The organism is Bacteroides sp. NGMCC 1.200775, from assembly GCF_040798045.1.
GTDB lineage: Bacteria > Bacteroidota > Bacteroidia > Bacteroidales > Bacteroidaceae > Bacteroides > Bacteroides hominis.
On sequence record NZ_JASCQK010000006.1, the window covers coordinates 1 to 22631 of the forward strand.

At 40.9% G+C, this 22631-nt stretch carries 20 protein-coding genes and 2 tRNA genes; 6 read left to right on the forward strand and 16 right to left on the reverse strand.

Going from position 1 to position 22631, the window contains the following annotated elements; genetic code table 11:
* Window positions 1-3278, forward strand: a 3278-nt coding sequence (locus QK890_RS15515) for a TonB-dependent receptor (protein ID WP_032539683.1), incomplete at its 5' end; no start/stop codon positions are given.
* A 14-nt stretch (window positions 3279-3292) separates the two neighbouring features.
* A complete protein-coding gene (locus QK890_RS15520; protein WP_367627448.1) occupies window positions 3293-5071 on the forward strand; it encodes a RagB/SusD family nutrient uptake outer membrane protein in 1779 nt (592 codons plus the stop codon).
* A gap of 83 nt (window positions 5072-5154) precedes the next feature.
* Here QK890_RS15520 and QK890_RS15525 read toward each other — a convergent pair whose 3' ends face one another.
* The 5 genes from QK890_RS15525 to QK890_RS15545 form a co-directional block, all read right to left on the reverse strand.
* The gene (locus QK890_RS15525) at window positions 5155-6405 is read right to left on the reverse strand and encodes a Gfo/Idh/MocA family protein (RefSeq protein WP_032539678.1); all 1251 of its coding nucleotides are present in this window, start codon (window positions 6403-6405) and stop codon (window positions 5155-5157) included.
* 64 nt (window positions 6406-6469) lie between these two features.
* Window positions 6470-6542 (reverse strand) — tRNA-Gly (locus QK890_RS15530).
* A gap of 8 nt (window positions 6543-6550) precedes the next feature.
* Window positions 6551-6633, reverse strand: a tRNA-Tyr gene (locus tag QK890_RS15535).
* A gap of 72 nt (window positions 6634-6705) precedes the next feature.
* Entirely contained in the window at window positions 6706-7200 is a 495-nt protein-coding gene (gene ribH / locus QK890_RS15540; protein WP_032539677.1) for a 6,7-dimethyl-8-ribityllumazine synthase, read from the reverse strand.
* An 85-nt stretch (window positions 7201-7285) separates the two neighbouring features.
* Entirely contained in the window at window positions 7286-7969 is a 684-nt protein-coding gene (locus QK890_RS15545) for a tol-pal system YbgF family protein (RefSeq protein WP_005775687.1), read from the reverse strand.
* A gap of 441 nt (window positions 7970-8410) precedes the next feature.
* Between QK890_RS15545 and QK890_RS15550 the strand changes: the two genes are divergently transcribed.
* Window positions 8411-8998, forward strand: coding sequence for a hypothetical protein (locus QK890_RS15550; RefSeq protein ID WP_367627449.1), 588 nt, complete (start codon window positions 8411-8413; stop codon window positions 8996-8998).
* A 45-nt stretch (window positions 8999-9043) separates the two neighbouring features.
* Here the strand turns inward: QK890_RS15550 and QK890_RS15555 are convergent, their stop codons facing one another.
* The 4 genes from QK890_RS15555 to QK890_RS15570 form a co-directional block, all read right to left on the reverse strand.
* Window positions 9044-9676, reverse strand: a complete 633-nt coding sequence (locus QK890_RS15555) for a recombinase family protein (protein WP_367627467.1) — start codon at window positions 9674-9676, stop codon at window positions 9044-9046.
* A 264-nt stretch (window positions 9677-9940) separates the two neighbouring features.
* Window positions 9941-10852, reverse strand: coding sequence for a hypothetical protein (locus QK890_RS15560; protein WP_367627450.1), 912 nt, complete (start codon window positions 10850-10852; stop codon window positions 9941-9943).
* Window positions 10827-11033 carry a hypothetical protein gene (locus QK890_RS15565; RefSeq protein WP_367627451.1) on the reverse strand — a complete coding sequence of 69 codons (207 nt, stop codon included), beginning with the start codon at window positions 11031-11033 and terminating at the stop codon, window positions 10827-10829. The genes QK890_RS15560 and QK890_RS15565 overlap by 26 nt, the downstream gene beginning before the upstream one ends.
* Window positions 11034-11325: 292 nt before the next feature.
* Window positions 11326-12963 (reverse strand): tyrosine-type recombinase/integrase, encoded by a 1638-nt coding sequence (locus QK890_RS15570; protein WP_367627452.1) that lies wholly within the window; start codon window positions 12961-12963, stop codon window positions 11326-11328.
* A gap of 235 nt (window positions 12964-13198) precedes the next feature.
* On the opposite strand from QK890_RS15570, the gene QK890_RS15575 reads away from it, so the two are divergent.
* Together QK890_RS15575 and QK890_RS15580 are read left to right on the forward strand one after the other, a co-directional pair.
* Entirely contained in the window at window positions 13199-14311 is a 1113-nt protein-coding gene (locus QK890_RS15575; RefSeq protein WP_032539676.1) for a DNA replication/repair protein RecF, read from the forward strand.
* Window positions 14308-14598, forward strand: a complete 291-nt coding sequence (locus QK890_RS15580) for a DciA family protein (RefSeq protein WP_005775689.1) — start codon at window positions 14308-14310, stop codon at window positions 14596-14598. The genes QK890_RS15575 and QK890_RS15580 overlap by 4 nt, the downstream gene beginning before the upstream one ends.
* A gap of 120 nt (window positions 14599-14718) precedes the next feature.
* Here the strand turns inward: QK890_RS15580 and QK890_RS15585 are convergent, their stop codons facing one another.
* From QK890_RS15585 to gap, 7 genes are all read right to left on the reverse strand, one after another.
* Window positions 14719-15507 (reverse strand): histidinol-phosphatase, encoded by a 789-nt coding sequence (locus QK890_RS15585; protein WP_032535649.1) that lies wholly within the window; start codon window positions 15505-15507, stop codon window positions 14719-14721.
* Entirely contained in the window at window positions 15504-16034 is a 531-nt protein-coding gene (locus QK890_RS15590; RefSeq protein WP_032535650.1) for a 5-formyltetrahydrofolate cyclo-ligase, read from the reverse strand. Before QK890_RS15590 ends, QK890_RS15585 begins: the two co-directional genes overlap by 4 nt.
* Window positions 15964-17691: a S41 family peptidase gene (locus QK890_RS15595; protein ID WP_005810117.1), complete on the reverse strand. Its 1728-nt coding sequence runs from the start codon at window positions 17689-17691 to the stop codon at window positions 15964-15966. Before QK890_RS15595 ends, QK890_RS15590 begins: the two co-directional genes overlap by 71 nt.
* Window positions 17692-17769: 78 nt before the next feature.
* A complete protein-coding gene (locus tag QK890_RS15600; RefSeq protein WP_005775695.1) occupies window positions 17770-18207 on the reverse strand; it encodes a dCMP deaminase family protein in 438 nt (145 codons plus the stop codon).
* A gap of 11 nt (window positions 18208-18218) precedes the next feature.
* A complete protein-coding gene (locus tag QK890_RS15605) occupies window positions 18219-18716 on the reverse strand; it encodes a DUF4847 domain-containing protein (protein ID WP_005775696.1) in 498 nt (165 codons plus the stop codon).
* Window positions 18717-18722: 6 nt separating this feature from the next.
* Window positions 18723-20780, reverse strand: a complete 2058-nt coding sequence (locus QK890_RS15610) for a M3 family metallopeptidase (RefSeq protein WP_005810113.1) — start codon at window positions 20778-20780, stop codon at window positions 18723-18725.
* 245 nt (window positions 20781-21025) lie between these two features.
* The gene (gene gap / locus QK890_RS15615; protein WP_005775699.1) at window positions 21026-22027 is read right to left on the reverse strand and encodes a type I glyceraldehyde-3-phosphate dehydrogenase; all 1002 of its coding nucleotides are present in this window, start codon (window positions 22025-22027) and stop codon (window positions 21026-21028) included.
* A 139-nt stretch (window positions 22028-22166) separates the two neighbouring features.
* On the opposite strand from gap, the gene mscL reads away from it, so the two are divergent.
* Window positions 22167-22607 (forward strand): large-conductance mechanosensitive channel protein MscL, encoded by a 441-nt coding sequence (gene mscL / locus QK890_RS15620; protein WP_005775701.1) that lies wholly within the window; start codon window positions 22167-22169, stop codon window positions 22605-22607.
* Window positions 22608-22631 lie beyond the last annotated feature (24 nt).

A 22631-nucleotide genomic window follows, 5' to 3' on the forward strand; every position in this document is an offset into this window, starting at 1 on the left:
TAAAGATTTCAATGACGAAGACAAACGTATCCATCGAGAGTGTACTGCGTGAACTTGAAAAACAAAGCGAGTATACTTTCTTCTACAATGACAATCAGGTAAAGCTGAACAAGAAAGTATCCATCAACGTGTCGGATGCTCCGATCGAAACTGTACTGAACGAAGTATTCAAGAATTCGGGATACACTTATAAGATCGTGGATAATCAGATCGTAGTATCTACTGTGACTGCAGCTGCCAAGGATGTGCAGGCTGTTCAACAGCAGAAGCAGAGAAAAATTACCGGAGTCGTGAAAGACGCAATGGGTGAAGCCATCATCGGAGCATCTGTAGTAGAAAAAGGTACTACCTCTAATGGTACTATCACTAACATTGAAGGTGAATTTACCTTGAATACTGTCGGTAAGGAACTTCAGATTACTTATATCGGTTACGTACCTCAGACCATCGTACTTAAACCGGGAGTTAACAATTACAATGTCATAATGAAGGAAGATACAAAAACTTTGGATGAAGTTGTAGTTGTTGGTTATGGTACTCAGAAAAAGGTCAACCTGACAGGTGCAGTATCTTCTGTTGGTACTGAAGAGTTAAAAAGTCGTGTAAATACAGACGTATTAGCATCAGTACAGGGACAGGTTCCGGGTGTCACGGTTATTGCCCGTCCGGATGGTTCTACAAGTATTAACTTCCGTGGTCGCGGTAACTTGGGAACTTCATCACCTCTGTATGTAATTGACGGTGCAATTGCTGATGCAAATTTCTTTTCAAGCCTTGACCCGAACTCTATTGAAAGCATTTCGTTCTTGAAAGATGCAGCATCTTCTGCAATTTACGGTTCGCGTGCTGCTTATGGTGTTGTATTGGTAAAAACAAAAGGTGGTAAAGAAGGTGATTTGAAGGTGACTTATGACGGATATGTAGGTTTTAAATCGGCTCTTTACACTCCTGACGTATTGAGTTCTGAATGGTATGCTCGTTTATCCAACGAAGCCGCATTAAATGATAATCCTAATGCCAAACTACCTTATACAGACGAAGAAATTGCCAAATTCCGCGATGGAACTGATCCTGATTTGTATCCGAATACAAACTGGTATGATCTTGTATTGAAAGATAATGCTACAATAACAAAGCATACTGTAAGTATCAGTGGAGGTAATAAGGTGAAATATTATACATCTTTAGGATATTTGTATAATGACAAGTTCACTCCTGGAGCTACTACTGATCGTTATAATATGACTACTAATATCTCGGCTGATGTTAAGGAGTGGTTGGCATTCCGTGCAAATATCAACTATAACCAAACCTATAACGATAATTCAAAAGGTGGAGTCAGTTATGTAGAAATGTTGACTGTTCCTTCTACTTATGTGGCTCGTCAAAGTAATGGTGAATATGGTAGTTATGAAGCCGGTAAACCAGCTTCACAAGTAAGTATGCAACGTAATCCATTACGGCGTATTGAGTCAGGCGACTGGTCGAATAGCAGAACGCAAAATACTTTAATGGATTTTGCTTTAGATTTGAAGCCTGTAAAAGGTTTGACTGTTACGGGTGAAATGTCTTACCGTATTTGGGATTACAAAGCTAAAACATATACTGCAAGTCGTTCGAAGATCAAAGATTTCCTTACCGGTCAGGAACTGAACGGTACACAGGTTGCTGTTGAGAACTCTAAGATGGAATATGATTGGCAAGAGTCTACCCGCTTGATATACAATGGACTGGCTAATTATACTTGGAGTAAAGACATTCATAACATCAATGCATTACTGGGTGTATCTTATGAACATTATCAGTTCCAGAAACAGAAATCTTCACGTAAGAATTTTCCGACTAACAATATGACGGATATGAACGGTGGTTCAAGTGCATCAAGTGATACTCATACAGAAGGTGGCAGCAATGAAAATAAATTGATGTCTTACTTCGGACGTGTGAATTACACATTGATGGACCGTTACTTGTTAGAGGTAAATATGCGTGCTGATGCTTCTTCACGTTTCCATAAAGACAATCGTTGGGGATACTTCCCTTCATTCTCAGCCGGATGGCGTGTAAGTGAGGAAGGATTTATGAAAGATATCGAATGGATTGATAATTTGAAGATCCGCGGGTCTTGGGGACAGTTAGGTAATATTAACAACGTAGGTGATTATGACTACTTCTCTTCTTATATCCAGGGTGATAACTATAACTTTAATGATGTAGTAGGAAACGGTATCATTGAAGCTAAACCCGCTAATAAGAATTTAGGATGGGAAACCGTTACTATCACAGATATCGGCCTTGATTTTGATGTACTGAATGGTAAACTGCGTTTTACAGCGGACTGGTATAATAAAGTGACGGATGATATCCTGTTGGGTTATAGAGTTCCAATGGAAGTCGGTATTAAAAAAGATTACTGGCCTTCACAGAATATCGGTAGTGTAAGTAACAAAGGTCTGGAAATAGGTATTACACATAATAATACAATTGGTGAGTTTACTTACTCTGTAGGAGCAAACTTCACTCGTAATTGGAACAAAGTAACTAATTTGGGTGGGGTAGATGATTTGTATGATGGTAGCTCTACATGGATTGAAGCAGTAGGACAACCTATCGGAACATTTTATGGTTTCCGTACAAACGGTCTGTTGACTCAAGAGGATATTGACAGTGGTAACTATATTACTGATGGTATTAAGCCTAATGCGGGTGATATTAAATATGTCGATTTGAATGATAATGGAAAGCTGGATGCCGGTGACAAAGACTTTATCGGTTGTGATGTTCCTAAATTCACATATGGTGTGAACTTGAATCTGCAATATAAAGGCTTTGAGTTGAGTATGTTTGGGCAGGGAGTTCAAGGTACCAAAGTGTATTTCTGGCAAGAACAGGCTTGGGCATTCTCTGACTATGCCAGCCCCCGTAAATGGCACTTACAGAGATGGACTACCGAGAATCCGAATCCGAATGCTGCTTATCCTAGAATTTATTCTCGTACCAGCTCACACTCTACTTTCAATAACCGCTTATCTGATTTCTGGTTATTTAATTCAGACTATTTCAGAATCAAGAATATTACTTTCGGTTATACATTCCCAAAAGCGATGTTAAGCAACATCAGTCTGGATGCATTGAAAGTATATGTAGCAGCTGAAAATCCGTTTACTATCCGTGGTGATCATCGCATGAAAGATTTTGATCCGGAATCTGCTACCGGTCGTGGTAGTATGGTTCGTGGAACGAGAACTATATCACTTGGTGTTAACGTTACATTCTAAAAAGAAAGATTATTATGAGACGATTTGGTAAAACAATAAAATATTTAACGCTTTGCACTCTGATCGGTGCAACGGTTACAAGTTGCGATCTGGATGTAAATCCACCTTCTAACATTGCAGCTGAAACCTATTGGAAGACTTCAAAAGATGCCTGGTACAATTTGAATGCTGTATATGCCAATACAATATCTGGAGTCGGGGTATATGGTGAAACTTATACTACTGATGGCTATTGCCAATACTCTTGGGAGTCTGCAGGAGCTATTTTCCAGCAGGATGGATTTAGTGCATTGAATGATGAAGGATGGAATTTTGAAGCGATCCGCAAATGTAATGTGTACTTGAATGAAGTAGATAATTGCGACATGGATGCGGCACTTAAAACACGTACCAAAGCTGAAGTGCGTACGATGCGGGCATTACAGTACTTAGCTATGACTATGACGTTCGGAAAAGTACCTATCATTACAGATGTACCTGCTTATGATACTCCGAATGTGCCGCGTGATGAAGTGAGTAAAGTTCGTGAATTCATTCTTAAAGAACTGACAGAAGCTGCAGCAGATCTTCCTGAGTCTTACAGCGGAGGTGGTGAGTTTAATGAAAAAGGACGTATCACTAAATACGCTGCTTTATCAATTAAAGCAAGAGCAGCTCTTTATTTCGGTCAGTATGATGTTGCTGAAGCTGCTGCTAAAGATGTGATGGATAATGGCGGATATTCTTTGTGGAGAATTTCCAGTCTAACAGATGCTCAGAAGAAGGAAGGTGAAGAGATGTCTATTTATGTAGATTTTGCAGATGAAGCTGCGAAAGAGAAGTTTGTGAAGGGCATGTTTAATTACGAATCTTTATGGTTCACTGAAAATGCTACAGTAGATAATCCTGAGTATATCTTGGCTCGCCAGTATGTTGATCCTGATCAGGAAGATTGGGTGCGTTATACAGCAATGCGTCCTAATCAGTTGGGAGGTTGGTCATCTGTAACTCCGACACAGAATCTGGTAGATGCTTATTGGAGTGCCGATGGTCATACTGTTCCTGCCGCTCCTTCTATTGAGGCACGTGCTGCGGCTTATGATAAGATAGTTGCCGATGTAAAAAAAGAAACAGCAGAAGAAGGTTCTACTCCTTTCCTGACATTTGTAGCTAAGAAGACTGCTGATGGAACATTGACAAAATATGACTATATGAAAGAGTATCGTAATCGCGATAGTCGTATGTATGCGTCTATTCTGTTTCCATTCAAAACATGGCATGAAACAAACTATGGTGCCGGATATGCTTATGAATGGATTAAGGGTGGTAACAATGAATCGAAGACCGGTTTTAACTATCGTAAGATGGTTGCATTAACTACAGACTCAAAAGATAATGCTAATGCTACGGGTGACTATCCGTGTATTCGTTATGCTGAGATTCTGTTGATTTATGCTGAAGCTCATACACAAACAACAGGTTATGATCAGAGTGTGCGTGATGCCTTGAATGATTTGCGTGATCGTTGCGGTATGCCGGATGTACCTGCTACATTAACTAAGGATGAAGCTCTTAACTTGATTCGTCGTGAACGTCGTGTAGAATTGGCGGGTGAAGGTTTCCGTGGAGACGATATGACTCGTTATGAAGATTCTTATTGGGAAAGTGAGATGAATAATGTGCCTATCTCTATGCCTGATGGTGAAACCGTGATAACTATGAAATGGAGTTCACGTATGCGTCTGAAACCGATCCCTCAGACTGCCATTACTCTTAATCCATTATTGGAAAATGATCAGAACCCGGGATATTAATTTAACACAGATATCTCTTAATTAAAGGTTGAAAAAAAGGGATCGGTTTTAAAACCGGTCCCTTTTCTTGTTTTTATATAGTTTTAATTATTTTCCCATGCTCCTCTTGTAAAATCCGGTATTTCTACAGGAATACTACCGTTTAATACCGATTGCTCGCTTAGTTCTGTGATGCATGACCATTCGGCGGCATCGTATACATCCATATCCAATGGGAGCCCGTTGCGCAGGCAATGAATCAAACGGCAATCCATGACATAATTCATTTCATTGGGCAGATTTCTCCGATGGGCTTCTGCACCGTAAGTAGCTGTAAAAGGGTGTTTGTAGCGTTCCATAATATCTTCAAGCGCTTTTCCTTCGAGAGGAGCACTTGCATCGGGTTCAAGGGCGATACAGGGAACGGGATACTTCTGGGCAAAGCCTTCTGTACCACAGATTGTATGGAGGCGGCTGTACGGGCGTGGAGTGACGACATTATACTGAACCATGATACTCTTGCCTTTCATTGTGTGAATCAAGGTGGTGTTCATATCTCCCAACCGATACTTTTGACGGGCTTCGGGAGAATTTTCTCCGAATGTCTTACGGGCGTACGACGTCATGCCGGCTTGCAGACTCGATAATGAAACGAGATAATTCATGCGGTCTCCCCGATGAATATTCAGTACCTGGCAAATGGGGCCTAAGCCGTGAGTAGGATAGGGGTTACCGGTATGCTCTATGCTATATTTCCTCCCCCAATGATTGTGAAATCCTCCTTTACTTTCGTCGGCGAAGTAGATAGAGCGCAGATCATGTATGTATGCTCCCTCTACGTGCGTTATCTCTCCGAATACACCCTGTTGTGCCATATTCAGTGTGGTCAATGCAAATGGATCGTAGCAACAGTTTTCAAGCATCATACAGTGTTGCCTTGTCTTCTCGGCTGTATCTACCAGCTTCCAGCATTCTTCTACGGTCATGGCTGCCGGAACTTCGATGGCTACGTGTTTACCGTGTTCCATAGCATAAACTGCCATGGGAGTATGTGTCAGCCAATCGGTACAGATAAACACCAGGTCAATATCATTCCGTTCACACATTTGTTTCCATCCATCCGCCCCGGTATAACCATCCGGCTGGGGATAGCCTGCTTCCCAGAGAATTTTCTGCGCTTTAGTCAGGTTACCTTCCCTGATTTCGCATAGTGCTTTAATCTCGATTCCTTCGATTTGCAGATAACGCTGTAAAGTCAATACACCTCTATTGCCAAGCCCAATGAAAGCAAGGCGCACAATGGGGATGGGAGGATGTGCCAGTCCGAGCACATGTGTTTGTGAAGGAGTTCTCATATGTGGTTAGGATGTTAGGGTTATATATAAAAAAAGAGAATCTAATTTCTCAGATTCTCTTTAGAGCGGAAGACGGGGCTCAAACCCGCGACCCTCAGCTTGGAAGGCTAATGCTCTATCAACTGAGCTACTTCCGCAATTTTTGTGGGCAAAGATGGATTCGAACCACCGAAGTCGAAAGACAGCAGATTTACAGTCTGCCCCATTTGGCCACTCTGGTATTTGCCCTTTTGTTCGCTTTTGAGTCCCTTTGCTTTCTCTTAAGTAGGTTTGTTTCTCAATTGCGATGCAAAGATACAACTATTTATTTAAACTCCAAACAAAATCGATCATTTTTATTGCAGTAATTGCACATTCGTCTCCTTTATTACCCAGTTTGCCGCCGGCTCTATCTTCAGCCTGCTCCATGGTATTAGTAGTAATTAATCCGTAAATAACTGGTATATCGCCAGTTGCGTTCAGTTGTGCTACGCCTTGTGTCACTCCCATGCAAACATAATCAAAATGTGGAGTATCTCCTTTAATTATGCAACCAATGATAATAATTGCATCTACATCGCAATTTTCCATCATTTGATTGGCGCCGAAAGTTAGTTCGAAACTTCCCGGTACTGTTTTCACCAGAATATTTTCTTGCTTTGCTCCGTGTTTCTTTAAAGTTTTCACAGCTCCGTCCAGCAGGGCGCCGGTGATATGGGCGTTCCATTCGGAAACAACGATACCGAATTTCATTTCTTCTGCATTCGGAACCGAATTAAAATCGTAATCAGATAAGTTATGATATGCTGTTGCCATAATATATATGTTTTTGGTTGGTTTAAAAAAAGCTACCCAGGTTCGTTTGGGTAGCTTTCTATATAATAAGGTATATACCCCGTTATTATTTTTTCAGCAGTTTGGCTTGCTCGATGTACTTATCGATGTCCATAGCCTGATAAGACTGGAAGTATTTGTCTTTGATCTTGGTGAAGGCTTTTACAGCATCATCGTTTTTGCCTTGCTTCATCAGGATTTCTCCGGCTTGCAGTAGGAAGATGGGGCTCAGAGTGCTGTTATCAGCATTGTCTGCTGCTTTCAGAAGGGTTGAAGCTGCTTTGTCGAGTTGGCCTAACTGAGCGTAGCAGTTGCCAATGGCACCCTGAATGGCAGGAGCCACCATCTGGTCGTCTCCGCTGAAGCCGTCGAGTGCTTTGATTGCTTCGTCATATTTACCTAAATTCTGGTAGCAGATGCCGGCGTAAGCTTTTGCCAGGTTGGCTGCTTTGGTTCCGCTGAATTGATCGGCTACTTTCAGGAAACCGATAGAACCGATACTATCACCGTTCAGTGCCTGCTCGTATGCGCTTTGTTCAAAGTACTGTTCGCTTTTGAAAAGAGCAGCCTGCGCTTTTTCTTCACGGGGTTCTGCATAGAAATTCTTGTAGAGGATCACGCCTGCTACGATTACGATTACGGCTACAACGGCGCCAATGATTGCTTTTTTGTTTTTAACAAGAAATGCTTCCGACTGTGTCAGTGCATCTTCCACATTCAGTTCGTTGTTGTGGTTCTTTTGTTCTGCCATTTTTATATGATTCTTTTTGTTATTTTTTCAACTGGATATTTTGGTCAGCAAAAGTAGTTTTTTTATATTGGGTACTGAAAAACAACTAATTATAAAGTTGGTTATTAGCACCTGTTACTGTTGCTGCCATAAATTCTGCGCAAAGATAATGAATTATTCTTTTCTTCCATGCCAAACAAAAAAAACTTTGTATCTTTGCAACGATTTTAAGAGTATAAACGGAAGCGTTTAGTGAAATCCTTGTTGTCGAAATCGCCAATTTCCAACTGCTACGAGGATGAACAACTGAACGCCCACGCTTGTTTTATGGCGTGGGCTATTGTTGTTTGTTTGTAGCAAGGTGTTTGGCGATACCCGACAACGGATAAACTACAGTGCCCACGCCTCCTTATTTTTATAAATGTTCGGTCGGGTCTGCTGAACAAATTAATCTTATATAAAATGAAAAAGAATTTTATTAGTGTTCTCCAAGTATCGTTTATGGTTCTTGTAGCTATTTTATCGTTCGCATTATCTGCTTGTAGTAATGATGATGACGACAACACAGATGACGGTAATGGCAGCAGTAAAGTATCTGTTAAGTATGCTGCTACAGGTACAGTTAATACCTATCAGGTCATTAGTGCTGACTATGTAGACTATTCAGCAAGTCAAATTGTATCAAGCAATGAAATCTGCTTTAGTGCAGTTTTTAAAGAAAGTGAAAATGCCACCTCTTGGTATGAGTTTCAGTTCCTTGTCGAAAAATATAAAGATACGGATAATGGCGAAGTTAAAGACTTTACAGGGATTGGTAATTTAAAAGCAGGAAGTCATTTAATAATTTCTTCACGCAAACTATTCTTCTTCTTAGGAGCGAGCATGAGTGATGAAGAGACTTATGGTGCTTCAAGTCCACGTGGTACTGTAATTGTAAAAAGTATCAATGGCAAGAATTTGACACTTGAACTTAAAGATTTTAGTTTTACAAACTACAAAGGTAAGGCTGAAACAATCATTAATGGTACAATACAGTATATCCCTGACTGATATTGTACACGACAAAAAAGAGCCTCCAAGTGAGGCTCTTTTAATTTACAACTCGAACTCTTTCTTTAGTCGTTGTACTGTTGAGGCTGACACATCAGTTAATTTTGCAACTTGCCTTATAGGTAATCCCTGTTTAAGGTACTTAAGGACACCTTTGTACTCTTCTTTCTTCTTGTCCATAGATTTAGTACTGCCTTCCTTTCTGCCAAGCCTACCGCCTTTTTCAATATATTGTTTCCGTCCACTACTCAAACGGTATTTAATATTCTCTCGTTCAAGTTGTGCACAAGTACTTAGTGTTGCAAGCATTATTGTTGCAAATGTTGCTAATTCACCATTATCATCAAGTAAGGTAAACTTTTCTTTATGAAGATATAAATTAATCTTATCATCAGCCAAATCTTTTACGGTTGAAAGAACTTCAAGAGCATTTCTTCCTAATCTACTTAATTCTGAAACCAATAACATATCAATATGTTCCGTTCGACAATAGTTCAATGCTTCAGTAAGAACAGGGCGTTCAGAGTTCCGTTTCGCACCCGATACTTTTTCTTCAAACACCTTGACAACATCCATTTTTACATATTCAGCATACTTCATAAGCTCAACCACTTGTCTATCTGTTGATTGACGGTCATTTGTGGAACTCACACGTGCATATATTACTGCTTTCATAATTTGGCTTTTTATTATGCAACAAAGATAACACTTCCTTTTATTGTATGCAAATTAATCAAAGAATATTTTGAATACAAAATATAGTATTCTTTTTAATGGTTTACTGATTTTTTTGAATACACTTTTAATTTGAATACAGAAAATATAATGCTACGCATTTTTGTACCATATAAGACTTTAATTGATAATTAATTAAATCAAAAAAGGCTGCTCTCGCAGGGGGCTTTGCTAATACCCCCACGAGACCAACCTTATACGTCCAAATCAGAGTTGGAAAATTGAGATAACCTTTCCACCATAACGGAAACGTAGTAATCTATTGGAGAAATAATACAGCATATCAAAGAGTATGTCTTGACTTTGGGATTGTGATGTTAGCGTAGCCATCAGCAATTCATCAGGGATAGCTTCGCCTTTCCACTGACAAAACTCTTTTAGATGCTCATTTTTTATCGTTAATTCTACTCGGTAGTTTTTATCTTTAAGTCCGTTCCATTGTGGAATATAATTTTTATTCGATTTCTCCAATTCTCTTTTCTTATCGTATATCTTCAACGACAACCCGTCTTGTTTTTTTGGATTAATATAAATAGTTAAAGTTTTTAAGCGACATTGGTCTCCCGTTTGTACATGCAAAATTTCATCCAACACTTCTTTCTTGTCTAAACGCGCCTTTCCGTTCAATATCACTTCATAATCATCATCAAACTGTGCATGTCTAATCTTCTTTGCGAAATTAATATTCGTATCTAACGCTACGTGTACATCTGTAATGTTGTTGAGGCTTAACCCCAATTCGTCCGCAACGTAATCCACACAAGCCAACCAATTAAATTTACCACCATCATATATACCAAACACTTCATAGAAGACCCAATTTTCGATATACAACCACACATAATTAACTTTATCATCTTCCATGCTACGTAATTTAGTCTTTAGTGTAGCAAATTTCCTTTCAACGAAGCCGTTACCGGCTTCGCCGAAAGGAAACTTAATCATTACATGAAAACTATTGGCAAACAAAGCCTCATCACTTGGCACACGCACAAGCGTAAAACTATCATCACTATCAACCAATTCGTTATATTCGTTTAATTTTTGTATAACTTCATCCGTTGCTCGATAACAGAGGGTTAACTTATCGATGCTAATTAGACTCTTTTTCTTTCTCATCTCTTTCTATTTTTGTTTTATTATTCTTATGGTACTCTCGTAACGAAGCACTAAGATGTTCTTTGTGCTCTTTAGTCTTCTTCAATGCTTGAAGACTTTGGGAGATGTGCTTACAGTGAGTTGCAGATTTTTTTCGTCCTCGCAAACGCATACTAATTTTCTTTTTTGTTTCCTCTTTCATATATTAATCTAATATTATATAGATAAGTAGTTAAAAGAGTAGGAAAGTTCAATATTTAACTGCACTATTTTCTGAAAAAAAAATGATTTACACGGCAAACGGCTGTGAAGTAGAAAGGTTGAAGATATTCTGCTATTTTAAAAGCGGGGATACGTAGTACCATACTTGCGTGTTTTTGTTTCATTATCAACCTCTCCAATCCCCCCAAACCGCGTTGTAAATATGTCAAACAATGATTTGAAGAAATATAATAACCCGACAAATTGAAAAACAATACACCTGCCAAACTGTATTATTTCAGGCTATTATCGGATATATCAATGTCCAAATCATCATCAATGTCATTATCCTCAAATCCGCTAAGAGAACCATACTCTATAAACTCTTGCAGACGTTCTGTGGTATATTCATCATGTTGTTTAACTATTTCATTTATATTTAATATTGAGTTGAGTTTTTCTTGTACTTTCTTGTTATTTTGTTCTAATATGACATTTTCTTTGGCTAATTCTTTGATTGCACCTATTTCAGAATTACTACTTAAAGAAGTGGGAGGATTGTTATTTTGTTTTTCGGATATACAATCAGAGTTATATCCTCCGAATATGGAACTGTCTAAATTAGCGAATGACTTACTAACTTTATTCCTTTTGTCTGCATCTTGTAGATGCAAGTAGACCTTATCTATCATTTTGGTATCTGTATGTCCCGTAGCAATAATAACATCTTCTTTTGGCACATTACATAGGCACATCATAGTAATAAATGAATGTCTTGCTGTATGTGTGTGAATTCTGTCACACATTCTTTTACTTATATTTTTTCTGTCATATCCGTATTGTTGTACGTATGTTTGCAATGTGGTTAGTCCTGCTTGTGCAGCTATCTTTTTGATGGCTGTATTGATTTTATCTTGGTCTTTTTTTAGGTTTGTATCAATATACCGAAATCCCTGTTGGTACTTTTGTAGTAATTCTTGGGTTAGTGGGAAAATTGGTATAGTGGCACTTTCTTTTGTTTTCTGCTGTGTAATTGTGATTGTAGCATTTTCGTTTATGGCTATACTTCCATCAAAAACTTTGTGCATATCTCCAATGCGCTGCCCTACTAAGGTTTGTAATATGAAAATGTCTCTTATTTCAGTTTCTTCTTCACTTAGTTGGTTAAGACGATATAAGGTTATTATTTCCTTTTCATTTAATGCCAATTGTAATTCGTGTTGTTCTTTATTGGAAAGTTTACAGGGAATTCTTTTGATTTTATCTATTTTACTCTTATTGTAATCCCATATTCCGTTTATTTCATCAATTTCTTTAAGAATGTTTTTAATAAAATCTATTTTATTATTTGTAGTATTCCAAACTTCGTGTTTATCAATGCACCACTGCTTGTATTTTTCTATAGTATCTTTATTTATATTAGCCCATGTGTCTTGTATGCCACTGACATTTAGAAATTTTTTAAAAGTATTGATGTTTCCATGATAGATTTTCTTACTTTGTTCAGACTGACTACCTTTATCTATGTGCCTTGATATTGTAATTGTTGCATTTTCCATATTCTTTGTAATTAATTTCTTTGTTTTTAATGTGGGATTTAAATATTTGCGTAAGATTGTATAAAAGTCTTCATAATTGAATTCGTCTTGTTCACAAAGGAAAAGTTTTAGCTCTGAAAATGCAAATAATGTATCTTTAATTTTGTTATTTGCGATGGTGTTATTTCGATTATCCAATTTGCTTAACCCTGTTCCTACTTTGCATAGTTGTTTTTTCTTGTCCCATTGGTCGGGAAAAACTTTTATGCCCGTACTTACTTTTAGTTGTTTTCCTTGCCACGTCACAACACTATATATAAGACTTGGTTTTTCACACTTTTGATTGCGTAGGTTAAAGTTTAAATTGAAATTCAAGAAAAGCTGTTCTTCCATATTGTTCTTAAAGTTTGAGATTGATTCTCGTTCTTAACTTAGTTCTTTTTATGGCAAAACGAGCTTTTTACTGATTAACTCACTTAAAAACAACGCTCATAATAAATGAATTGCGTTTCCAAGAAAAAGTAGTTTTTTTATATATATAAACGAAATTTAGAGGCATCTTTTTTTGTTTTACGGCCTAAAACCCCGAAAATCTTTCTACTTTTGTAACCAAACTCAATGTGCATACATGATACTGAAGCGTATATCTATACTGAATTATAAGAATCTGGAGCAGGTGGAACTGAATTTCTCGGCTAAGTTGAACTGCTTTTTCGGACAGAACGGGATGGGAAAAACCAACCTGCTCGATGCTGTCTACTTTCTGTCTTTTTGTAAAAGTGCCGGAAATCCGATTGATTCGCAGAATATTTGTCACGAACAGGACTTTTTTGTGATTCAGGGGTTCTACGAGGCGATGGACGGAACGCCTGAGGAGATTTATTGTGGAATGAAGCGCAGGTCGAAAAAACAATTCAAACGCAATAAGAAAGAATATTCCCGTTTGTCGGATCACATCGGATTTATTCCCTTGGTAATGGTTTCGCCGGCCGATTCGGAATTGATAGCCGGTGGTAGTGACGAGCGGCGCCGGTTTATGGATGTGGTTATTTCACAGTATGACAAAGAGTATCTGGATGCTTTGATCCGTTACAATAAAGCATTGGTGCAACGAAATACGCTGCTGAAGAGTGAACAGCCGGTGGAAGAAGAATTGTTTTTGGTTTGGGAGGAAATGATGGCACAGGCCGGTGAGGTGGTGTTCCGGAAGCGGGAGGCATTCATCAGTGAGTTTATCCCTATATTCCAGTCATTCTATTCGTATATCTCGCAGGATAAGGAGCAGGTAGGGCTGACTTACGAGTCACATGCAAGGGGGGGGGCTCTGCTTGAAGTCTTGAAGGAGAGTCGGGTACGGGATAAGATTATGGGATATTCACTCCGGGGGATACATAAGGACGAGTTGAATATGTTACTGGGTGACTTTCCCATTAAAAGGGAAGGTTCACAGGGGCAGAACAAGACTTATCTGGTAGCGTTGAAGCTTGCCCAGTTTGATTTTCTGAAACGTACGGGAAGCACGGTGCCTTTGTTGCTGTTGGATGATATTTTCGACAAGCTGGATGCTTCGCGCGTAGAACAAATCGTGAAGTTGGTAGCGGGTGACAATTTCGGGCAGATTTTTATAACGGATACAAATCGTGAGCATTTGGATCGTATATTATATAAGGTAGGCAGTGATTATAAAATGTTCCGTGTAGAAAACGGGGCAATTAATGAAATGGAGGAAAAAGACCAATGAAACGGAATGATGCGGAGCCTATTGGCAAACTGATTCAGAAATATCTACGTCAAGAGAGTCTGGAATCTCCACTGAACGAACAGCGTTTGCTGGATTCTTGGGAAACAGTGTTGGGACCTACCATAATGTCGTATACAAGAGATTTATATATTCGTAATCAAGTATTATATGTGCATTTGACTTCTGCTGCCCTTCGTCAGGAGTTGATGATGGGAAGGGAACTGCTGGTTCGTAATCTTAACCAGAAAGTCGGTGCTACGGTGATTACTAATATTATTTTTCGCTGACAGCCGTTATCTCTACCAAGAACGAAGGCTCTGTTTGATACAAACAGAGCCTTCGTTTTGGGTTAACAGAGCTTCTGTCCGGAGTGGATAAAGCCTCTGTTTCAGTGAAACGTTGTTTGCTTAATATTCCAGGAATGGAATGGTATCTATGACCGGCATTTTCAACTCTTTCAGCTCTTTGCAGGCCCGGTCGTAATAGACCGGATTTTCTAAATCGAGATTGTTGTGTGCATCCAGTCCGATGATGGCCGTACATCCTTCATTGGCCGCAATGTGCCAAAACTGTGGACAGGGATAGGTCATTATTCCCCGGGCCTCATTGGTGGCCATATAACCGACATTGTATTCCAACGGGATGTTCAGTCGTGCCGCAGCCCGGCAGATGTGGCGGCTAATGCTGGTGCAATGTGTATCGAATTCCGGATAGGAGCGCATAAAGAGGTCGGGGTGGGCCAGATAGGCGAATAGTCCGCTCTCCATTCCTTCAATAGAGCTTTCCTCATAGAGGTCGAGCATGTCCCGGTTGGTAGTGTGGTGTCCGAAGTATGGAAACTTTTCGTCGGTGTGGTAATGATGGTTCCCAAAAAGGATGTAGTCCAACCGGTACTCTCTAATGATTTCTTTCAGCCAATGGGTGTATTCGGGAAAATATTCGCATTCCAATCCGATTCTGATACTGATCCGGTTGCGGTATTTTTCTTTCAAGGCGCGGATACTTTCTACGTATTCCGGTAATTCCTCTGGCAGCATACGTATATCTGATACAAAGTCCGTATGATACTTCCACGGACTATGGTCAGAGAAGCCCAGTTCCTGAAAACCACCTTTGATAGCGCTGCGCACATAGTCTTCGTCGTTTCCTACGGCATGCATACAGCGAGTGGTATGTGTATGATAATTCGTTTTCATTGTGCTATGACGGTATCCATGCGGAAGTCAAATTCTTCTGCAGGAACTTCTTCAATCAATTGAAACGGGAAACAAATTCCGGCTTTGGGTGCCGCGATCTGAGGGAGTAAACGGTCATAATAACCTTTGCCGCGCCCTAAACGATGTCCGTGCCGATCAAAAGCGACACCCGGAATGACTGCCAGATCGATCGCCCGGTAATCGGTGAATCGTGTTCCTGTCGGTTCGGCAATGCCATACGAACTTATGGCAAGATCCTGAGGTCCTGTGTAGACACGTAGTTCCAATTCGTCACCTATCACTACGGGAAGTATAATTTTCTTTGACCGGCTCCATTTCTCAATGAAGGCGTGAGTCTGTACTTCGTCCTTCATTGAGTGATAGAGCAGTATGGTATGCCCTTTTTGGAATTCAGGGTATGCTTCAAGGGTGGTTAGCACCTTCTCCGACAATGCCTTAAGCGTAGAGTCGGAGTATTTCTTCTTCTCCTGTGCTATCCACTTGCGCAGTTGTTTTTTTCTTTCCATCTTTCTTTTCCTCCTTTTGAGGTTCTACGCTGACGGGAGCCTTGGGGAATGCTTCTCCGCTCTCAAGTAGTTCGACGGCCTTTTTCACAGTCTGATCGCTTTGGTTGAGATATTGAATATAGGCTTCTTTTCCCAGCATATTGTAGATGATATTACCGTAAATGCTCTTTTCCAGTAACTTATATGATTTCTGAATCAGAATATTTCTCCGTTTGACTCCTTTGCTGTCAGCATAGCGTATGAACTGTTCGACCAGTCCCTGGCGGCGCAGGTAGTTCAACAATGATTCTTCATCTTCATATTTCTTCAGTTTATCGCGGTTGTTATCCGTATAGTGGAACGTGAACTGAATGGTAAGTCCCTTACTCAGTACCTCGGTCAGATATGAAGTAACACCCGTTGTATCTTGTGGAACGAATACATCCGGCATGATACCGCCACCACCGTATACCGGACGTCCCAGAGCTGTAGAGTAGCGCAGATTTTCGTCGAGCTTGATACTGTCTTTCGAGAAGTATTCTCCATGTTCATAACGCGTCAGCCAATCCATTTCGTAGTTGCGGTCTTTGCCATTCTGGTAAGGACGTTGGATACAGCGTCCGGATGGAGTATAGTAGCGGGCAATGGTCAGGCGGATAGCTGAACCGTCGCTGAAATCGATGGGTTGCTGTACCAGACCTTTGCCGAACGAACGGCGTCCTACAACCATACCGCGGTCGTTATCCTGGATAGCACCGGTAAAGATTTCGCTGGCTGAAGCCGAACCTTCGTCGATCAGTACGATGATAGGCATCTTCTGGCAGCTGCCTGTTCCGTTGGCAAACTCGTCGGCACGAGGATATTTGCGTCCTTCTGTGTATACGATCAGTTTACCTTCGGGTAAGAATTCGTTGACCATGCGCACTGCGGCTTCCATGTATCCTCCTGTGTTGCCACGTAAGTCGATAATCAGCCCTTTGCAGTTCTTATGATTCAGGAGAGCAATGGCGTTCAGTAGTTCCACATGTGTGGTACGACCGAATTTACTGACCTGTATATAGCCGAAGTCATCTGTCAACATATAAGCTGCGTCGATGGTGTTTTGCGGAATATCACCACGTGTGATGGTGAAGTTCAGAAGTTCTTTCTCCGTAGCGCGCTTCACGCCCAGTTTCACTTGAGTACCCTTCGGGCCTTTCAGAGTGCGCATGGCACGTTCATTGGTCACTTTCTTCCCTACGAATAAACTGTCGTCCACCATTACGATGCGGTCACCTGCCATCAGTCCTACTTTTTCCGAAGGACCTCCCTGAATAACGCTGTTCACGTGTATGGTGTCGTCCTGGATGGTGAACTGGATACCGATACCGCTGAAGCTGCCTTCCAGTTCCGATGTCACTTCTTCCAGATTTTGTGCCGGGATGTAGGTGGAGTGGGGATCCAACTCTGCCAGAATCTGTGGCATTGCCTTCTCCACGAGGTCGGTCATGTTGACAGTGTCCACGTACTGGTCGTCGACAATGCGTAGCAGGGCATTCAACTTGTTTGAAGATCCGTTGATAATGCCGAGCCGGTTACCGGCAAAGTGCTTGGCATAAAATGTACCTATCAGAATTCCGATTACCACACTGATAGCAATGATGACAGGGGTAAATCGTGAAGAGTTCTTTGTACTCATATCTTTAATCATTATTGGCTACAGACGACAAACTGCAGGGTAGAGCTGTGTTGTAGTCAGTTATTTATGTATGTTGTTTCATTTTTCACTTGTATCGACGAAAACGACTTCGATACCTGCACGTTTCAGCAATTCTATTCCGTCTTCCAGGCGGTAGTGCTCGGAGTATACCACTCGTTTGATGCCTGCCTGTATAATGAGTTTAGCACATTCGATGCAAGGCGAAGCTGTAACATACATCGTGGCTCCGTCACTGCTGTTGTTGGAGCGTGCTATTTTGGTGATGGCATTGGCCTCGGCGTGCAGGACATAGGGTTTAGTCACATTGTTATCATCTTCACAAATATTCTCAAAGCCCGATGGCGTCCCATTGTATCCGTCCGAGATAATCATCTTATCTTTGACAATCAGCGCTCCTACCTTACGGCGCTGACAATAAGAATTTTCTGACCAGATGGCAGCCATTCGGATATAACGTTTGTCTAAATCTGATTGTTTTCTGTTTGCTGTGTCCATTCGCTGCTATATTATTTATCAACATGAAATACAAGACATAAGTCCCTGCCTCCCTCATCCTTGTAATAGATGAAAAGGTTGTCGTAATTTCCTTTATACGAAGTAGCTCTGTTGAGTCCTTCGACAAACTTGTTGCTGAATCCTAACGGATCACTCTCAGAACCTTTTACTGAGGCGGAGAAGGCATTGCTTTCACCGTTGGCGCTCCAGGTTCCTGTATAGGTATGTGTCAGAAGCGTTCCGTTAAATTTTCCGCTGATGACATTGTCTATGTTTTCTCCCTCAAACTTGATGGTGTATGCACCCTCCTTATTGATATAATTCTTGATGGACTGCTCGTATTTATCTTTGTCACCCCAGAAATCATAAGGTTTATGATCATTCTTTTTAGTTATGTACGTCAGTTTCCATACTTTTCCGGTAAAGATACCATTCACATCGTCCGAATCATTGCATCCGCATACAAAAGGGAGCATCAAAAGTAGTAATAATAAGTATTTATATTTCATATCTTTCTATTTTTTTATTCCGTTTCTGATAAGTAATGCATCGATGGTAGGCTCTTGTCCCCGGAAACGTTTATATAGTACCATCGGGTGCTCTGTTCCTCCTTTCGACAAGATGTTACTTCGGAAGGAGTCAGCTACGTCTTTGTTGAAGATTCCTTTTTGCTTGAACAGAGAGAACGCATCCGCATCCAAAACCTCCGCCCATTTGTAGCTATAGTATCCGGCCGAATATCCTCCGGCAAATATGTGTGAGAACTGAGTGCTCATACAAGTTTCCGGTACCATAGGCAGTATCTGTGTTTTGGACCATGCCTGGCGTTCGTACTCTTTTACGTCTCCGTCGAATGGAGTGTTGCGGGTATACCATGCCATGTCCAGCAGACCGAAGCTGACTTGGCGGAGGCAGGCATACGCTACATTAAAGTTAGAGGCATCTACCAGTCTCCGGATTAATTCGTCGGGCAAAGGCTCTCCTGTCTGATAATGGCTGGCAAAGGTATGAAGAAACTCTTTCTCGATGCCGAAGTTTTCCATAATCTGTGAGGGGAGTTCTACGAAATCCCAATAGACATTCGTCCCGCTCAGGCTCTGGTAAGTTGAGTTGGCAAACATTCCATGCAAAGCATGTCCGAACTCGTGGAGGAAAGTTTCTACTTCGTCATAAGTCAACAAAGCCGGTTTGCTTTCTGTCGGCTTGGTGAAGTTCATCACTACCGATACGTGCGGGCGACTGTTCTCGCCTGTGCTTTCTATCCATTGGCCTTTGAATTCTGTCATCCAGGCACCGGAGCGTTTACCTTCACGCGGGTGAAAATCCGTATAGAGCACAGCAAGGAAATTACCGTCTTTGTCCATTACTTCATAAGCATCCACATCCTTATGATATACCGGAATATCGGGGTTCTTGTGGAATGTGATTCCGTATAATCGAGTGGCTAATCCGAAGACTCCCGCTTTCACTTTGTTCAGTTCGAAGTAGGGACGAAGCATCTCTTCGTTGATGTTGAATTGCTGATCCTTCAGCTTGTTGGAGTAGTAGCTCCAATCCCAGGGCATTATCTCAAAATCGTCTCCCTGCTCTTTGCGGGCTAACTCCTGTACTGCTTCATATTCTTTGCGTGCTGTGGGAGTATAAGCATCCAGCAGTTGGTTGAGAAGGGTATATACAGCATCGCTGGTTTCGGCCATGCGTTTCTTCAGTGTATACTCTGCATAATTGTCATAACCCAGTAATTGTGCGATTTCCATATGGATATTGACTATCCTTTTTACAATTTCCAGGTTGTTATATTCATTATTGTGCGTGCACTTCGTATTGTAGGCCATATAGAGTTCGCGGCGTAAATCGCGGTTATCGGCATACGTCATAAAGGGGATGTAACTGGGGGCATGCAGTGTGAATACCCATCCATTCACTCCTTTTTCCCGTGCTGTTTCGGCTGCGGCTTCTATAGCACTTTCAGGCAGACCGTCCAGTTGGCTCTTGTCTGTCAGTGCCAGCTGATAGTTATTGGTCTCTTTCAGGTTGTTTTCGCTGAAGTCCAACGTTAGTTTGCTCAGCTCTCTGGTTAATTCACGGTATTTTTCTTTGGCTTCGCCTTGTAGGTTGGCTCCGCGACGTATGAATCCGTCATAGGCATTTTCCAGAAGTTTCATTTGTTCCGGAGTCAGTCCTAAAGAATCTTTCTGCAGGTATACAGCTTTGATGCGTTCAAACAGTGCCTCGTTCAGGCTGATGTTATTACTGTGCTCACTTAGCAGCGGCACCATTTCCTGGGCAATCTGCTGCAAGTCATCATTAGTTTCGGCACTGCGTAAATTGCCGAATACGGTTGTTACCCGGTCGAGTAATTCTCCGGACTGTTCGTAGGCCAGAATGGTGTTAGCAAATGTAGGAGTTTCCGGATTGTTGACGATGGTATCTATTTCTGCTGCCTGACGGCTGATACCTTCGCGAATGGCCGGTTCATAATGTTCTGTTTTTATTTTATCAAAAGGAACGGTTCCATGCGGAGTTGTATATTTCTCGAAGAATGGATTTTGTGCATTTGCTATATTTGTCATATCAAGTAATATCAATGTTACATTTACAAAATTACAAATTTCACCACAGAGTATCACAGACTTCCGTATAGTTTTCTTCTTATTTAACGTGTTTCACTGTAGTTTTTGCTATGGGAGACGGAGAGAAGAGCAGAACTGTAAAATAAGCATTCCGTGTCTTCGTACGTTTTTTAGGGTGAGCTGTAAAATAAAAAAGCTGTTCCGGTTTCCCGAAACAGCTTTCCATATATTGTATCTTAGCTTGATTATTTAGCAGCGATAACGCGAGCCATTTCACAAACTTTGTTTGAGTAACCCCATTCGTTGTCATACCAAGAAACAACTTTAGCGAAGTTAGAATCCAAAGAGATACCTGCTTTAGAGTCGTAGATTGAAGTGTTAGCGCAACCACGGAAGTCAGTTGAAACAACTGCATCTTCAGTGTAGCCCAGGATACCCTTCAATTCGCCTTCAGAAGCTTCCTTCATAGCAGCGTTGATTTCTTCCATTGTAGCAGCTTTTTCCAAAACAACTGTCAGGTCAACTACAGAAACGTCAGAAGTCGGAACGCGGAATGCCATACCAGTCAGTTTACCGTTCAATACCGGCAATACTTTACCTACAGCTTTAGCAGCACCTGTAGAAGACGGGATGATGTTTTCCAGGATACCACGGCCACCTCTCCAGTCTTTCTTAGAAGGACCGTCTACTGTTTTCTGAGTAGCAGTAGCAGCGTGAACTGTAGTCATCAAACCTTTAACGATACCGAACTTGTCGTTCAATACTTTAGCGATAGGAGCCAAGCAGTTAGTAGTACAAGAAGCGTTAGAGATAATGTCCTGTCCAGCGTATGAAGTGTGGTTTACACCATATACGAACATAGGAGTAGAGTCTTTAGAAGGAGCAGACATGATAACTTTCTTAGCACCAGCCTGGATATGTTTGCGAGCTGTTTCGTCAGTCAGGAAGAAACCAGTTGATTCAACTACAACGTCAGCATCAACTTCGTTCCATTTCAAGTTAGCAGGATCCATCTCTGCAGTCAGACGGATTTTGTTTCCGTTTACAATCAGAGCACCGTCTTCTACAGCAACTTCGCCTTCAAAACGACCGTGTACTGAATCATATTTCAGCATGTATGCCAAGTATTCAGCATCCAACAAGTCGTTAATACCTACGATCTGAATGTCGTTACCAAAGTTCTTAACTGCTGCACGGAATACCATACGTCCGATACGGCCAAAACCGTTAATACCTACTTTAATCATTTTGTTTAAACTTTTAAGGGTTTTATAATATTTGTTCAAATACTTTTCTAAATTCGCATTTGTTTCATTAGAATGCGGTGCAAAAGTAAGAAAATGTTTTTATATTCGCATATTAAATTCATATTAAATATAAAAAAAGATGGGAAAAAGTACTTTTTTACAAGACTTTAAAGCTTTCGCCATGAAAGGGAATGTGGTGGATATGGCTGTCGGTGTGATTATTGGTGGTGCCTTTGGCAAAATCGTTTCGTCGGTTGTAGCCGATATCATTATGCCTCCCCTGGGGTTACTCATTGGGGGAGTGAACTTTACGGACTTGAAATGGGTAATGAAAGCTGCGCAGTACGGAGCCGATGGGAAAGAAACTGCGGCTGCTGTTACCTTGAATTATGGTAACTTTCTGCAAGCAACTTTCGATTTTCTTATTATCGCTTTTTCTATATTCTTATTTATTAAACTGATTACAAAGCTGACCCAGAAGAAAGCTGAGGCGCCTGCTGCTCCTGCTGCACCGCCCGCACCTACAAAAGAAGAGATATTGTTGACTGAAATACGTGATTTATTGAAAGAAAAGCAGTAATTTTGCGCCAAATTCATAACATAT